General features: G+C 76.3%; 2 protein-coding genes. Both read right to left on the bottom strand.

All coding sequences use genetic code 11. From position 1 onward, the window contains the following. Positions 1–1,017, bottom strand: a 1,017-nt coding sequence (locus OO52_RS06550) for a beta-ketoacyl synthase N-terminal-like domain-containing protein (RefSeq protein WP_432422515.1), incomplete at its 3' end; no start/stop codon positions are given. Positions 1,018–1,078: 61 nt separating this feature from the next. Beyond that, the gene (locus tag OO52_RS06545; protein ID WP_432422516.1) at positions 1,079–16,561 is read right to left on the bottom strand and encodes an SDR family NAD(P)-dependent oxidoreductase; all 15,483 of its coding nucleotides are present in this window, start codon (positions 16,559–16,561) and stop codon (positions 1,079–1,081) included. Between the last annotated feature and the right edge of the window lie 73 nt (positions 16,562–16,634).

The following is a 16,634-nucleotide window of genomic DNA, read 5'->3' as shown; positions in this document are numbered from 1 at the left end:
CGCCTCCACCACGTCCACGTCCGCCGCCGACAACCGGGCGGACGCCAGCGCCTGCCGGATCACCCGCTGCTGCGACGGACCGTTCGGCGCGGTCAGACCGTTGGACGCCCCGTCCTGATTCACCGCGGAGCCACGCACCACCGCCAGCACCGGATGCCCGTTGCGCCGCGCGTCCGACAGCCGTTCCAGGACCAGGACGCCCAGGCCCTCGGAGAAACCGGTACCGGCCGCGTCGTCGGCGAAGGAGCGGCAGCGGCCGTCCGGGGAGAGGGCGCCCTGCCGGCTGAACTCCACGTAGGTGCCCGGCGAGGCCATCACCGTCACTCCCCCGGCCAGCGCCAGGGTGCACTCGCCCTGCCGCAGCGCCTGCGCGGCCAGGTGCAGCGTGACGAGCGACGAGGAGCAGGCGGTGTCCACGCTGAGCGTCGGTCCCTCCAGGCCGAGGGTGTACGCGACCCGGCCGGAGACGATGCTGCCCGAGCCGAAGCTGCCGAAGTAGTCGTGGTACATGACGCCCGCGAACACACCGGTGCGGCTGCCGCGCAGCGTGACGGGGTCGATGCCGGCGTTCTCCAGCGCCTCCCAGGAGCCTTCGAGCAGCAGCCGCTGCTGCGGGTCCATGACGAGGGCCTCGTTCGGGCTGATGCCGAAGAACGCGGCGTCGAAGTCCCCCGCGTCGTGCAGGAACCCGCCCTCCCGGGTGTAGGAGCGGCCCGGCACGCCCGGCGTCGGGTCGTACAGGTCCGGGTCCCAGCCGCGGTCGTCGGGGAACGGGGTGATGCCCTCCGCGCCGTCCGCGACCAGCCGCCACAGGTCCTCCGGGGACCGGACCCCGCCCGGGTAGCGGCAGGCCATGCCGACGATCGCGATCGGTTCCCGGGCCGCCGCGGTCAGCGAGCGGTTGCGTTCCCGCAACCGCTCGATCTCCTTCAGCGAGGCGCGCAGCGCCTCGACCATCCTGGTGTCCGGCTTCTCGGACTCGGCCATGGTCCTCTTCCTTGTCGCGGGCGTCGTCACAGCACGTCGTCTCGGCGCGGCTTCACAGCACGTCGTCTCGGCGCGGCTTCACAGCACGTGGTCACAGCGCGTCGTCGTCGCCGACGAGGTCGTCGAGCGCCATGCTGATGAGGCTCTCGGCGTCCATCGCGTCGATCGACGCGCGGCCGGGGCCGCCGTCCTCCGCCGGTTCCGGCGCGGGCCGCAGCCCGGCGAGTTCGAGCAGGGTGTCCAGCAGGCCGGCCTCGCGCAGCCGTCCCACCGGGATGGCGGCGAGCGCGGCCCGCACGGTGTCCTCCTCGGCGCGCGGCCCGTCGCCGGTGCGAGGGGCCAGCTCGCCGGCCAGGTGGTCGCTGAGCGCGGCCGGCGTGGGGTGGTCGAAGACGAGCGTGGCGGTCAGCCTGAGACCGGTGGCCTCGTTGAGCCGGTTGCGGAATTCGACGGCGGTCAGCGAGTCGAAGCCGAGGTCCTTGAAGGGCAGGCCGGCCTCGAACTCCTCGACGCCCAGCACCGCCCGGGCCTCGTCCCGCACCAGCCGCAGCAGCCGTTCGGTCCGCTCCTCGGGCGCGAGCGCGGCCAGTTCGCGGCGCAGCGCCGACGCGGCGGCCGACGCCCCGGGCCCGGTCCGGCGCGGCGTTCGCACCAGGTCGCGCAGCAGCGGGGCGACCCGGGCTGCCTCGCGCGGGGCGAGGTCCAGGCGGGCCGGCAGCAGCACCGGTTCCGTGCGGCCCACACCCGTGTCGAACAGGGCGAGCCCGGTCTCCGCGTCGAGGGCGAGCACCCCGCCGGAGGCCATGCGGCGGGTGTCGGTGCCGCCGAGCCGGTCGGCCATGCCGCCGCTGCCCGCCCAGGCGCCCCAGGCCAGCGAGACCGCGGGCAGACCGAGCGACCTGCGGTGCGCGGCGAGGGCGTCGAGGAAGGTGTTGCCGGCGGCGTAACCGGCCTGGCCGGGGCTGCCGAGCAGGCCCGCCGCGGAGGAGAACAGCACGAACGCGGTCAGGGGCCGCTCGCGGGTCAGTTCGTGCAGGTGCCAGGCGGCGTCCAGCTTCGGCCGCAGCACCGCGTCCAGCCGCTCGGGGGTGAGCGAGGTCAGGACGGCGTCGGCGAGGACACCCGCGGTGTGCACGACGGCGGAGACCGGGTGCTCGTCCAGGACGCGGGCGAGGGCGGCACGGTCGGCGGCGTCACAGGCGACGACGGTCACCTGGGCGCCGAGCGCGGTGAGTTCGTCCCGCAGACCGGCCGCGCCGGGCGCGTCGGGGCCACCGCGGCTGAGCAGCACCAGCCGCTCGGCGCCGTGGGCGGTGACCAGGTGCCGGGCGACCAGTCCGCCCAGGGCGCCGGTGCCGCCGGTGACGAGGACCCCGCCGGAGAAGCCGGCCGGGGCGGGCTCGGCCAGGCGCGGCGCGCGCACCAGCCGGGGAACACTCAACGCACCGTCGCGCACCGCCAGTTGGGGCTCCCCGGAGGCGACGGCGGAGGGCAGCAGGCGGCGGGAGGCGTCCGTGTCGTCCAGGTCGGCCAGGACCAGCCGGTCGGGGTGCTCGGACTGGGCGGAGCGGATCAGGCCCCACGCGGCGGCGGCACCGGGGTCGGTGACGTCCCCGGGACCGGTCGCCCCGTGCGTCGCCACCACCAGGGTGGTGTCGGCGAACCGGGTGTCTTCCAACCAGTCCTGCACCAGGGTCAGCACCTGCCGGACACCTGCCCGGACCGTGTCCGCCCCGTCGCCGCCGGTGTGGACGACGACCAGGGTGTCGGGGGCCTGGGCGGCGGCCTGGGCGAGGTCGTCGGCGACGGCCACCTCGGCGACCTCGCCGGCCAGGGCGTCGGCCAGCCCCTGGTGTCCGGGGCCTAGGACGGTCCACCGCCCGGCCTGTGGGGCCGCGGGCACCGAGACGGGCACCCAGTGAAGGGCGAAGAGGTCGTCGTGTCCGCCGGCGGCGGCCGCGGCGATCCGCTCCGGGTCCACCTCCCGCAGCGACAGGGACGCCACCCTGAGCACCGGCCGGCCGGTCTCGTCGGCGGCCTCGACGCGCACCGCGCCGGTGCCGGCCGGGGCGATGCGCACCCGCAGGGCGGTGGCGCCCGGCGCGTACAGCTCCACGCCGTTCCAGGCGAAGGGCAGCGTCATGCGCTCCTCGGCTCCGGCGCGCAGCCCGATGGCGTGCAGGGCCGCGTCGAACAGCGCCGGGTGCAGGCCGAACGCGGCACCGCCGGTGGGGACGGCGACCTCGGCGTAGGCCTCGTCGCCGTGCCGCCAGGCCGCGCGCAGGCCCTGGAAGCGGGGCCCGTACTCGGCGCCCAGTTCGGCCAGGCGGTCGTAGACGCCGTCCAGGCCGACCGGTTCGGCACCGGGCGGCGGCCAGGCGGTCGGATCGGCGCCGGGCGCGCCCTCGGCGGGCCCAAGCGTGCCGGTGGCGTGGGTGGTCCACGGGTCGCCGTCGGCCGCGGCGGCGTACACGCGGAAGGCCCGGGCACCGGTCGCGTCGGGGTCGCCGACCGTGCACTGGAGGCGGACGGCGCCGTCCTCGGGCAGCGGCAGCGGTTCGGTGACGGTCAGGTCCTCCACCGCGGCGCAGCCGACGCGCGCGCCGGCGGCGAGGGCCATCTCGACGAAGGCGGTGCCCGGCAGCAGCGGCACCCCGCCGACGCTGTGGTCGGCGAGCCACGGGTGGTCGGCGAGGGAGAGCCGGCCGGTGTACAGGGTGCCGTCGGCGCCGGCGAGTTCGACGGCGGTGCCGAGCAGCGGGTGGTCGTCGGCCGGGCGGGGCAGGCCGACGTCGCCGGTCATCCAGTAACGGCCGCGCTGGAAGGCGTAGGTGGGCAGGTCCGAGCCGTCCCAGTGGGGCAGCAGCGGCGCCCAGTCGACGGCGCGGCCGTGCGCGTGCAGGGCGGCGAGCCCGGTGAGCAGGGCTTCGGTCTCCTCACGGTCCTTGCGCAGCAGCGGTACGACGGCCGTCCCGTCGGGCAGGCACTCGCCGGCCGCGGCGGTCAGCGCGCTGCCCGGCCCGACCTCCGCGAAGTGCCGTGCGCCGGCCGCGTGCAGGGCGGTGACGGCGTCGGCGAAGCGGACGGCCTCACGGGCGTGCCGTACCCAGTACTCGGGCGTGGACAGCTCGTCGGGGGCGGCCGGGGCGCCGGTGAGGGTGGACACCAGCGGGATGCGCGGCGTGCCGTACGACAGGGACGCGGCGACCTCGCGGAACTCGGCCAGCATGGGCTCCATCAGCTCCGAGTGGAAGGCGTGGCTGACGGCCAGTTCCCTGGTGCGCTCGAAGCGGGCGGCCAGGGCGCGGGCGGGGCCGGCGGGGCCGGAGACGACGACGGACGCGGGCCCGTTGACGGCCGCGATCCCCACGCCGTCGCCCAGCAGCGGCGTGATCTCGTCCTCGGTGGCGCGTACGGCGATCATCGCGCCGCCCTCGGGCAGCGCCTGCATGAGGCGGCCCCGGGCGGCGACCAGGGCGCAGGCGTCGTCCAGGTCGAGGACTCCGGCGACGTGGGCGGCGGCGAACTCGCCGACGGAGTGTCCGGCGAGCAGGTCGGGCCGGACGCCGAACGACTCCAGCAGCCGGTACAGGGCGACCTCGACGGCGAACAGAGCGGGCTGGGTGTACTCGGTGCGCTCCAGCAGTTCGGCGAAGTCCAGGACGTCGGCGAGCGGCCGGTCCAGCAGCGGGTCGAGCCGGTCCCGGACCTCCTCCAAGGCGGCGGCGAAGGCGGGGAACGCCGCCGCGAGGCGGGTGCCCATGCCCGGCAGTTGCGAGCCCTGGCCGGAGAAGAGGAAGGCGAGCCGGCCGTCGGTGGCGGTGCCGAGGACCCCGGTCTGCGGGCTGCGGCCCTCCGCCAGGGCCCGGACGCCCGCGGTGAGTTCGTCCCGGGTGCGGCCGAGGACGGCGGCCCGGTGGCCGAGCGGGGTGCGGGTGTGGGCGAGCGCGCCGGCGAGGCGGTGCGGGTCGGCGTCCGGGGCGGCGGCCAGGTGCTCCAGCAGCCGGGCGGCCTGGGCGCGCAGGGCCTGTGGGGTGTGGCCGGACAGCAGCCACGGCACGACGTCGGTCGGCGGCGCCGGGGGCTCCTCGGCCGGTTCCTCTGCGGGCGGTGCGGCTTCGATGATCACGTGGGCGTTGGTGCCGGAGATGCCGAAGGAGGAGACGCCGGCGCGGCGCGGGCGGCCGGGGTCGGGCCAGGGGCGGTTCTCGGTGAGCAGACGGACGTTGCCGCCCTCCCACTCCACGTGCCGGGAGGGCCGGTCGATGCCGAGGCTGGCCGGCAGGGTCTCGGCGCGCAGGGCCTCGACCATCTTGATGACACCGGCGACACCGGCGGCGGCCTGGGTGTGGCCGAGGTTGGACTTGACCGAGCCGAGCCAGAGCGGGCGGTCCTCGGTGTGCTCGGCGCCGTAGGTGGCGATCAGTGCCTGGGCCTCGATGGGGTCACCGAGGGTGGTGCCGGTGCCGTGCGCCTCGACCACGTCGACCTCGGCCGCCGGGACGCCGGCCGCCCGCAGGGCACGGCGGATGACGCGCTGCTGGGCGGGGCCGCTCGGGGCACTGATCCCGTTGGAGGCGCCGTCCTGGTTGACGGCGGTGCCGCGCAGCACGGCGAGGATCTTCCGGCCGTTGCGGCGGGCGTCGGAGAGCCGTTCCAGCAGCAGGACGCCGACGCCCTCGCCGAAGCCGGTGCCGTCGGCGGCGTCCGCGAACGGCTTGCAGCGGCCGTCCCGGGACAGGCCCCGGTGCCGGCTGAACTCCACGAAGGTGCCCGGGGTGGCCATGACGGTCACGCCGCCGGCCAGCGCCAGGGAGCAGTCGCCCTGCCGCAGCGACTGCGCGGCCAGGTGCAGCGCCACCAGCGAGGAGGAGCAGGCCGTGTCGACGGACAGGGTCGGTCCCTCCAGGCCGAGGGTGTAGGCGACGCGGCCGGAGACCACGCTGCCGGAGCCGAAGCTGCCGAAGTAGTCGTGGTACATGACGCCCGCGAACACGCCGGTGTCGGAGCCGCGCAGGGTGGCGGGGTCGATGGAGGCACGCTCCAGCGCTTCCCAGGAGGTCTCCAGCAGCAGCCGTTGCTGGGGGTCGGTGACCAGGGCCTCCTCGTCGTCCATGGCGAAGAACGCCGGGTCGAAGTCGGCGGCGTCGTACAGGAAGGCGCCGTGCCGGGTGTAGCTGGTGCCGGGCCGGTCCAGGGTCGGGTCGTGGAGTTTGTCGACGTCCCAGCCGCGGTCGGCCGGGAACTCGCCGATGGCGTCCCGGCCTTCGGCCACCAGCCGCCACAGCTCCGCCGGGGAGGTGACGCCGCCGGGGAAGCGGCAGGCCATGGCGATGACGGCGATCGGCTCGTCGGCGGCGATGTCCCGGGCGGTGGTGGGGGCTGCGGTCTCGGCGAGGGTGCCGGTGAGTTCGCCGAGCAGATGGCGGGCGAGTTCGCCGGGGGTGGGGTGGTCGAACACGAGGGTGGCGGGCAGCCGGAGGCCGGTGGCCGCGGAGAGCCGGTTGCGCAGTTCGACGGCGGCCAGCGAGTCGAAGCCGAGTTCCCGGAAGGCCAGGGTGCGGCCGACGTCCTGGGCGGAGCGGTAGCCGAGGATGGTCGCGACATGGCTCTGCACGAGCTCGGTGAGGAACGGTTCGCGTTCCGCCTCCAGCAGCCCGGCGAGCCGCTCCCGCAGACCGTCGGCGCCGCCGGTCGCGCCCGGCCCGGTGGCCGCACCGGACCGGCGTACGGGCACCAGGGCGCGGAACAGCGGGGCCAGGCCCTCGCCCTGGGCGCGCAGGGAGGCCATGTCCAGCTTCACCGGCAGCACGGCGGGTTCGGCGCCGCGCAGGGCCGCGTCGAAGAGGGCGACGCCCTCCTCGGTCTCCAGCGGGGCGACACCGCCCCGGGCGATGCGCGTGAGGTCCGTCTCGTCGAGGGTGCCGGTCATGCCGCCGGCCTGCGCCCACAGACCCCAGGCGAGGGAGTGCGCGGGCAGCCCGAGCGCGCGGCGGTGCACGGCGAGGGCGTCGAGGTAGGCGTTGGCGGCGGCGTAGTTCGCCTGGCCCGGCGAGCCCAGCGTGGCGGCGGACGAGGAGAACAGCACGAACGCCGCGAGGTCCAGGCCGGCGGTGAGCTCGTGCAGGTTCCAGGCGGCGTCGGCCTTGGGCCGGAACACCGTGTCGATCCGCTCCGGTGTCAGGGAGGTGAGCACGCCGTCGGCCAGGACGCCGGCCGCGTGGATCACGGCGGTCAGCGGCCGCTCGGCCGGTACGGCGTCCAGCACGGCGGCGAGCGCGGCCCGGTCGGCGACGTCGCAGGCGGCACTCGTCACCTCGGCGCCCAGCGCGGTGAGTTCGGCGACGAGGTCGTCGGGGGCGCCGCCGCGGCTGACGAGCAGCAGGTGCCGTACGCCCCGCTCGCCGACCAGGTGCCGGGCGAGGATCCGGCCGAGGGCACCGGTGGCACCGGTGAGCAGAACGGTGCCCGCGCCCAGGTCGGGGGTGTGACCGGCGTCGGAGACCGGCCCGGAACCCTCCCCGGCGTCGGAGACCGGGTCCGGGCCGTCGAGGGCCGGGCCGGGACCGGCCTGGGCGCCGCCGTCCCCGGCCCGCCCGCCGTCGGCGTCGGCGTCGGCGTCGGCGGTGACGCGGACCAGCCGGGGCACCTGCCAGGCGCCGTCACGGAAGGCGAGGTGCGGCTCACCGGTGGCCACTGCCTCGGCGAGGCGTTCCGCGTCGGGCTCCCCCTCGGCCTCGACGAGCACGATCCGGCCGGGGTTCTCCGACTGGGCGGAGCGGACCAGGCCGCCGGCCGCGGCTCCCGCCGGGTCGGTGCCGGTGACCACGACCAGGGTGGCGTCGTCGGCGGCGAGCCGGGTGCGGAGCCGGTCGAGGACCACGTCCACGGCGGCCCGCGCCTCGGCGGCGCTCGTTCCGGCCGGGGCGCGCACCACCTCCGGTGCCGCGTCGGCGGGCGCGGCCGGCGGGGCCGGTGCCCAGGTGACCCGGTACAGCGCGCCCGCGCGGGCCGAACGGGCCGCGGCGGCCAGGGCCTCAGTCCGCAGGGGCCGCAGGGTGAGCGCGTCGACGGTGGCGACCGGCGCGCCGGTGGGGTCGGCGAGGGTGAGCGAGACGGTGCCCTCGCCGGTGGGCCGGACGTGGACGCGCAGCGCGGTCGCGCCGGTGGCGTGGAGCCGTACCCCGGACCAGGCGAACGGCAGCAGGGCCTCGTCACCGGCGGCGTCGGTGAGGCCGACGGTGTGCAGGGCCGCGTCCGACAGGGCCGGGTGCAGGGCGAAGCCGTCGGGGGCGGCGTCGGTCGCGACCTCGGCGTACAGGCCGTCCGGGGTGCGCCAGGCGGCGCGCAGGCCCTGGAAGAGGGGTCCGTAACCGAGGCCGAGGGCGGCGAGTTCGTCGTACAGGCCGTCGAGCGGTACCGGTTCGGCGCCCCGCGGGGGCCAGACGGTGAGCGGGCCGGGGTCGGCGGGGAGGGTGCCGATGGGGGCGAGCAGGCCGTCGGCGTGCCGGGTCCACGGCAGGTCCTCGTCGGGGTTCTCCGGCCGCGACCAGATGGCGACCGGGCGGGTCTCACCCTCCGGCGGGCCGACGGTGACCTGGAGCTGGACGGCGCCGTGGTCGGGCAGGACCAGCGGTGCGTGCAGGGTGAGTTCGGCGATGTCGCCGCAGCCGACCTGGTCGCCGGCGCGCAGCGCGAGTTCCAGGTGCCCGGTGCCGGGGAAGAGCAGCCGGCCGCCGACCCGGTGGTCCTCCAGCCAGGGCTGGGTGCCCGGGGAGAGCCGGCCGGTGAGGACGACGCCCTCGCTGTCGGCCCGTACCATCGCGGCGCCGAGCAGGGCGTGGTCGGTGGGGGCGAGGCCGGCGGAGGTGACGTCGGCGCCGCTCGCGGTGGAGTCGAGCCAGTACCACTCGCGCTGGAAGGCGTAGCCGGGCAGTGGGACGCGGCGCGGCCGGCGGCCCTCGGCGACGGCGGTCCAGTCGACGCCGGCGCCGTGGGTGAACGCCTCGCCCAGGGCGGTCAGCAGCCGGTCCCGGCCGCCTTCGTCGCGGCGCAGGGAGCCCACGGCGGCCACGGCGTCGTCGGTCTCCTGGATGCCTACGGTGAGCACCGGGTGCGGGCTGGACTCGATGAACAGGTGGTGCCCGTCGGCGACGGCGGCGCGCACGGCCTGTTCGAACAGCACGGTGCCGCGCAGGTTGGTGTACCAGTACCCGGCGCCGAGTCCGGTGGTGTCGAGCGGGCCGCCGGTGACGGTCGAGTAGAAGGGCACCTGGGTGGCGCGTGGTTCGATGCCGTCGAGGACCTCGGCGAGGCGCTCGCGCAGGGTCTCGACGTGCGCGCTGTGGGAGGCGTAGTCCACGGGCAGCCGCTTGGCGCGGATCTTCTCCTCCCTGAGCCGCGCGAGGAGTTCGTCCAGGGCGTCGGCGTCGCCGGACACCACCGTGGAGGCGGTGCCGTTGACGGCGGCGACGGACAGCCGGCCGTTCCAGGCGGCGAGCCGGGCGCGGACCGCGTCGGCGCCCTCGCCGACGGACATCATGCCGCCCGAGCCGGACAGCAGCTCGGCGATGGCCTGGGAGCGCAGGGCGACGACGCGGGCGCCGTCCGCCAGGGACAGCGCGCCGACCGCGCAGGCGGCGGCGATCTCGCCCTGGGAGTGGCCGATGACCGCGGCGGGGGTGACGCCGTAGGCGCTCCAGGTGTGCGCGAGGGACACCATCACGGCCCACAGCAGCGGCTGGACGACGTCCACCCGGTCCAGGTCGCCGCGCAGCTCGGTGGCGAAGTCCCAGTCGGTGTACGGCGCGAGCGCGGCGGCGCACTCGGCCATGCGGGCGGCGAACACCGGTGATTCTTCGAGGAGTTCGGTGGCCATGCCGGACCACTGGGAGCCCTGGCCGGGGAAGACGAACACGGGCCGGGCGCGGCCGGGCGCGGTGCCCTCGGCGAGGGTGCGGGCGGTGCCGCCGTCGGCCAGCGCGGCGAGGGCGCCGCGCAGTTCGGCCGTGTCGGTGCCGGTGATCGAGGCCCGGTACGGGAAGCGGGCGCGGGTGGTGGCGAGGGTCCAGCCGACGTCGGACGGGTCGAGCCCGGGGTGCGTGTCGAGGTGGCCGAGGAGGGCGGCTGCCTGGCCGGCGAGCGCGGCGGGCGTCTTGGCGGTGAGCAGCCACGGCACGGCGAGGCCCTGCGGTCCGGTGCGGTCGGGCTCGGCGGGGGCGGGCGGGGCCTGTTCGAGGATGACGTGGGCGTTGGTGCCGCTGATGCCGAAGGAGGACACACCGGCCCGGCGCGGGCGGCCGTGCCGCGGCCAGTCCCGCGCCTCGGTGAGCAGGCGGACCTGTCCGGCGTCCCAGTCGACCTTCGTGGACGGCCGGTCCACGTGCAGGGTCCTGGGAAGGACGCCGTTGCGCATCGCCATGACCATCTTGATGACACCGGCCACACCGGCCGCGGCCTGGGTGTGCCCGATGTTGGACTTCACCGACCCCAGCCACAGCGGCTCGGCGCGGTCCTGGCCGTAGGTGGCCAGCAGCGCCTGCGCCTCGATCGGGTCGCCCAGCGTCGTACCCGTACCGTGCGCCTCCACCACGTCCACGTCGGCGGTGGTGAGGCGGGCGTTCTCCAGGGCTTCGAGGATGACGCGTTCCTGGGAGGGGCCGTTGGGGGCGGTGAGGCCGTTGGAGGCGCCGTCCTGGTTGACGGCGGTGCCACGGACGACGGCCAGCACCTCGTGGCCGTTGCGGCGGGCGTCGGAGAGGCGTTCGACGACGAGGACGCCGACGCCCTCGCCCCACACGGTCCCGGCCGCCGCGTCGGCGAAGGCGCGGGTGCGGGCGTCGGGGGCGAGCGCGCCCTGCCTGCTGAACTCGACGAAGGTCTCCGGGGTGGCCATGACGGCGACGCCGCCTACCAGGGCGAGTCCGGACTCGCCCTGCCGGAGTGACTGGGCGGCCAGGTGCAGTGCCACCAGCGAGGAGGAGCAGGCGGTGTCGACGGACAGCGACGGGCCCTCCAGGCCGAGGGTGTAGGCGACGCGGCCGGAGATGATGCTGCCGGAGCCGAAGCTGCCGAAGTAGTCGTGGTACTGGACACCGGCGAACACACCGGTGCGGCTGCCCTTGAGGCTGTGCGGGTCGATGCCCGCGCTCTCCAGCGCCTCCCAGGACGCCTCCAGCAGCAGCCGCTGCTGCGGGTCCATGACGAGGGCTTCCTTGGGGCTGATGCCGAAGAACGCGGCGTCGAACGCGCCGGCGTCGTGCAGGAAGCCGCCCTCCGCGACGTAGGAGGTGTCGGGGCGCCGCCGGGTGGGGTCGACGACGCGGTCCACGTCCCAGCCCCGGTTGGCGGGGAACGCGGTGACGGCGTCGGTGCCGTCGGCGACCAGCCGCCACAGGTCCTCCGGGGTGCGGACGTCACCCGGGTAGCGGCAGGCCATGCCCACGATCGCCAGCGGCTCGTCCGCGCGGGCCTTGACGGTACGAAGGCCGCGGCGGGCCCCGGTCCGGGCACCGCCGTCGACCAGGGTGCCGAGGTGGGCGGCGAGCGCTTCGGGTGAGGGGTGGTCGAAGACGAGGGTGGCGGCGAGCCGCCGGTCCAGCTCGGCGGAGAGGGAGTTGCGCAGTTCGATGGCGGCGAGCGAGTCGAAGCCGAGGTCCTTGAAGGCCCGGTCGGTCTCCACGCTCTCCGGGTTCGCGTGCCCGAGCACGGCGGCGACATGGGTGCGGACCGTGTGCAGCAGCGCCTCGGCGCGTTCCTCGTCGCCGAGGGCGGCCATGCGCTCGGCGAAGCCGAGGTCGGTGCCCTGGGCCACGGCTTCCCGGCGCACCGGGCGGCCCGCCAGCGCGCGGAAGACGGGCGCGAGCCCGCTGCCCTGGGCACGCAGCGCGGGCATCCCGAGCCGCACCGGCGCCAGGGCGGGACGGCCGGCGCGCAGTGACCGGTCGAACAGGGCGGTGCCCTCCTCGGCCGACAGGGCCGTCATGCCGCCGCGCGCCATCCGGGCGCGGTCGGCCTCGTCCAGGGAGCTGGTCATGCCGCCCGTCGGGGCCCACGGTCCCCACGCCAGGGACAGCGCGGGCAGGCCCTGGGCGTGGCGGTGCGCGGCGAGGGCGTCCAGGAGGGCGTTGGCGGCGGCGTAGTTGCCCTGGCCGGGGGCGCCGACGGTGCCGGCGACGGACGAGAACAGCACGAACGCCCGGACATCACCGGCGAGTTCGTGGAGGTGGAGGGCGCCGAGCGCCTTCGGCGCGAGGACCGTGTCGATCCGCTCGGGGGTGAGCGAGGAGACGACACCGTCGTCCAGGACGCCGGCGGCGTGGACGACCGCGGTGAGCGGGTGCTCGGCCGGAAGGCCGGCGAGGACGGCGGCGAGGCCGTCGCGGTCGGCGACGTCACAGGCGTGGGCGGTCGCGGTGGCGCCGAGGGCGGCCAGTTCGGCGATCAGGTCGTCGGCGCGGCCCGACCGGCTGAGCAGGGCGAGGTGCCGTACCCCGTGGGCGGTGACCAGGTGGCGGGCGATCACCGGGCCGAGGCCGCCGGTGGCGCCGGTGAGCAGGACGGTGCCCTCGGGGTCGAGGGCCGGACCGGCCGGCTCCGCAGGCGCTTCGGCGCGCACCAGCCGGGCGACGTGGGCCGTGCCGGCACGCACGGTGATCTGCGGTTCGCCGGAGGCGAGGACGGCGGGCAGGACCGCGTCGGCGTCCGCGCCGGGTTCGAGGTCGAGCAGGACGAACCGGTCCGGGTTTTCCGACTGCGCGGACCGCACCAGGCCCCAGACGGCCGCGCCGGCCAGGTCGGGCACGTCCTCGCCCGCGACGCCGACCGCGCCGCGGGTGACGACGGCCAGCGGGCGGGGGTCGTCGTCCTGGAGGGCCGCGAGCGCGGTGTGCAGCGCCTGACGTACGGCGGCGGCGTCCGTGCCGGGCGCGCTGTGCAGCACCCGGTGGGCGGTCTCGGGGGCGTCGGCGTCCAGGGGCAGCGGTTGCCAGTCGAGGGTGAACAGGGCGTCGGCGGCCGTGTCGCGGGCGGCGCGCAGGTTCGTCAGCGGGCGGGAGGCGAGCGAGGTGACCGTGGCGACGGGGGCGCCGGTGGCGTCGGCCAGGTCGACGGCGAAGGCGTGGTTCCCGGTGGGCACCAGCCGGGCCCGCAGCACGGAGGCGCCGACGGCGTGCAGGGTGACACCGGCGAACATGAACGGCAGCCGGGCGGTGTCGTCGGCGGTACCGTCGCCGAGCAGGGCCAGGGCGTGCAGGGCGGCGTCGAAGGCGGCCGGGTGCAGGCCGAAGCGGGGCGCGTCGGCGGCGGGCCGCTCGGGCAGCCGTACCTCGGCGTACAGCTCCTCGCCGCGCCGCCATGCGGCCGTCAGCGCCTGGAAGGCGGGCCCGTACGCGAGTCCTGCGGCGGCGTGCCGCTCGTACAGGCCGTCCGTGTCGAGGGGTTCGGCGTCCTCGGGGGGCCAGACGTCCAGGCGGCTGCCCGGGGTGTTGGTGTCCGCGGCGAGGAGGCCGGAGGCGTGCAGGGTCCACGGCTCGTCGGCGGGCAGGCTCTCGGCGCGGGCGTACACCTGGACCGTGCGGGCGCCGGACGGGTCGGGCGTGCCGACGGCGACCTGGACGCGCACGCCGTCGTCCGGGGGCAGCACCAGCGGTACCTCGAGGGCGAGTTCCTCCAGGCGCCCGCAGCCGACCTGGTCGCCGGCGCGGACGGCGAGTTCGACCATGGCGGTGCCGGGGACGACGACCGAGCCGCCGACGACGTGGTCGGCGAGCCAGGCGTGGGTGCGTACCGACAGCCGGCCGGTGAGCACGGCGCCGTCGGAGTCGGCGAGCACGGTGGCCGCGCCGAGCAGCGGGTGGTCGGCGGGGTCCAGTCCGGCGGAGCCGACGTCGCCGACCGGTGCGGCGGTCTCGGGCCAGAACCGCTCGCGCTGGAAGGCGGTGGTGGGCAGATCGACGGTGCGGGCGCCGGTGAACAGCGCGGTCCAGTCCACGGCGGCCCCGCCGGTGTACAGCTGGGCCACGGCGGTGAGCAGGGTCTCGGTCTCGTCGCGCTCGCGGCGGGTGGCGGCGGCGAGTACGGCGTCGGTGTCCGTGCCGTCGGCGGTCAGGCACTCGCGGGCCATGGCCGTGAGCACGGCGTCGGGACCGAGTTCCAGGAAGCGGGTGACGCCCTCGGCGGCGAGGGCGCGTATCCCGTCGTGGAAGCGGACCACTTCGCGCACGTGCCGCACCCAGTAGTCGGGGCCGGCGATGTCCTGGGTGGCGAGGGCGCCGGTGACGTTGGAGACGACCGGGACGGTGGCCCGGTGGTAGGTCAGGGACTCGGCGACCGCCCGGAACCCGTCCAGCATCGGTTCCATGAGCGGTGAGTGGAAGGCGTGCGAGACCGTCAGCCGGCGGCTCTTGGCGAAACGGGCGGCCACCGCCCCGGCCTCGGCGGCGTCCCCGGAGATCACCACGGAGCCGGGGCCGTTGACGGCGGCGATGCCGACCCGCTCGGTGAGCAGCGGGCGGACCTCCTCCTCGGAGGCGCGTACGGCGATCATGGCGCCGCCCTCGGGCAGCGCCTGCATGAGCCGGCCGCGCGCGGCCACCAGCGTGGTCGCGTCCTTCAGGTCCAGGACGCCGGCCACGTGGGCGGCGGCGATCTCGCCGATGGAGTGCCCGGCCAGGTAGTCCGGTGTGAGCCCCCAGGACTCCAGGAGCCGGTACAGCGCGACCTCGAAGGCGAACAGCGCGGTCTGGGTGCGGGCGGTGCGGTTCAGCGGCTCGGGGTCGTCGCCGAGGACGAGGTCGCGCAGCTCGTCGTCGCCGAAGTGCGCGCAGATCTCGTCGAAGGCGCGGGCGAAGACGGGGAAGTGCGCATGCAGCTCCCGGCCCATGCCGGCGCGCTGGGCGCCCTGACCGGTGAACAGGAAGGCGGTCTGTCCCTTGCGGACCCGGCCCGAGGCGGCACCCGGACCGCCGTCGGCGACCCGGGCCATGCCCGTCAGGAGCGCGTCCCGGTCCGGGCCGAGGACCACGGCCCGGTACGGGTGGGCGGTGCGGGTGGCGGCCAGGGAGTGCGCCACGTCCACCGGGTCCTGCTCACCGGCGCCGGCCACCAGGCGGGCGGCCTGCTCGCGCAGGGCGCGCTCGGTCCGGCCGGAGACCACCCACGGCACCAGCGGCGGCGCCGTACGCGGCTCGGTGTGCGCCGGTTCCTCGGCGGGGGCCTCCTCCAGGATGGTGTGCGCGTTGGTGCCGCTGGCCCCGAAGGAGGAGACGGCGGCGCGGCGCGGGCGGCCCGGGTCGGGCCAGGGCCGGTTCTCCGTCAGCAGCCGGACCTGCCCCTGGCCCCAGTCGACCTTGGTGGACGGCTCGTCGGCGTGCAGCGTCCTCGGCAGGACGCGGTGCCGCATCGCCATGACGGCCTTGATGATGCCGGCGACGCCGGCCGCGGCCTGGGTGTGCCCGATGTTGGACTTCACCGACCCGAGCCACAGCGGGCTGTCGTCGGGCCGGTCCTGTCCGTAGGTGGCGAGCAGCGCCTGGGCCTCGATGGGGTCGCCGAGCGTGGTGCCGGTGCCGTGCGCCTCCAGCAGGTCCACGTCGGCGGCGGTGAGCCGTGCCCCGGCGAGCGCGGCGCGGATGACGCGTTGCTGGGACGGCCCGTTGGGGGCGGTCAGGCCGTTGGAGGCGCCGTCCTGGTTGACGGCGGAGCCGCGGACGACGGCCAGCACCTCGTGGCCGTTGCGGCGGGCGTCGCTGAGCCGTTCCAGCACCAGCATGCCGGCGCCCTCGCTCCAGCCGGTGCCGTCCGCCGCGTCCGCGAAGGACTTGCAGCGGCCGTCGAGTGCGAGGCCGCGCTGCCGGCTGAAGGAGATGAAGTTGCCCGGCGTGGCCATCACGGTGGCGCCGCCCGCGAGGGCGAGGGTGCACTCCTTGCCGCGCAGCGCCTGGACGGCCAGGTGCACGGCGACGAGGGCCGAGGAGCAGGCGGTGTCGATGGTGACGGCCGGGCCCTCCAGGCCCAGGGTGTAGGAGATGCGGCCGGATATGACGGCGGCCAGCACGCCGGTGCCGAGCGCGGCCTCGCTGTCCTCCGGCATCCTCGCCAGCAGGTCCTTGTAGTCCTGGCCGTTGGTGCCGGCGAACACTCCGATCCGGGCGCCGTGCGCGGAGTCGGGGGCGATGCGGGCGCGTTCCAGGGCCTCCCACGACACCTCCAGCAGCAGCCGCTGCTGGGGGTCCATCGCGACCGCCTCACGGGGGCTGATGCCGAAGAAGTCCGGCTCGAACCCGGCCGCGTCGGCGAGGAACCCGCCGCGTGTGACGTAGCTCTTGCCGGTGGCGTCCGGGTCGGGGTCGTACAGGGCGTCGAGGTCCCAGCCCCGGTCGTCGGGGAAGTCGCCGATGGCGTCGGTGCCGTCGTGGACGAGCCGCCAGAACTCCTCCGGGGTGGTCACGCCGCCGGGGAAGCGGCAGCTCATCCCGACGATGGCGATGGGCTCCCGGTCCTGGGTCTCCACCTCGCGCAGCCGCTGCCGGGTCTGGGCCAGGTCGGCGGAGACCCGCTTGAGGTAGGAGAGCAGCTTTTCGTCGTTGGTCATCGGGTGTCGCCACTCCTGTGCGAAGAGGTGGACTGCGGTGGGGCCGGGGTGTCGT

It is taken from the genome of Streptomyces flaveolus, assembly GCF_000716535.1.
In the GTDB taxonomy this organism is placed as follows: Bacteria; Actinomycetota; Actinomycetes; order Streptomycetales; family Streptomycetaceae; genus Streptomyces; species Streptomyces flaveolus_A.
The sequence above is the reverse complement of the archived record's forward strand: the minus strand, read 5'-3'. Positions and strand labels throughout refer to the sequence as shown.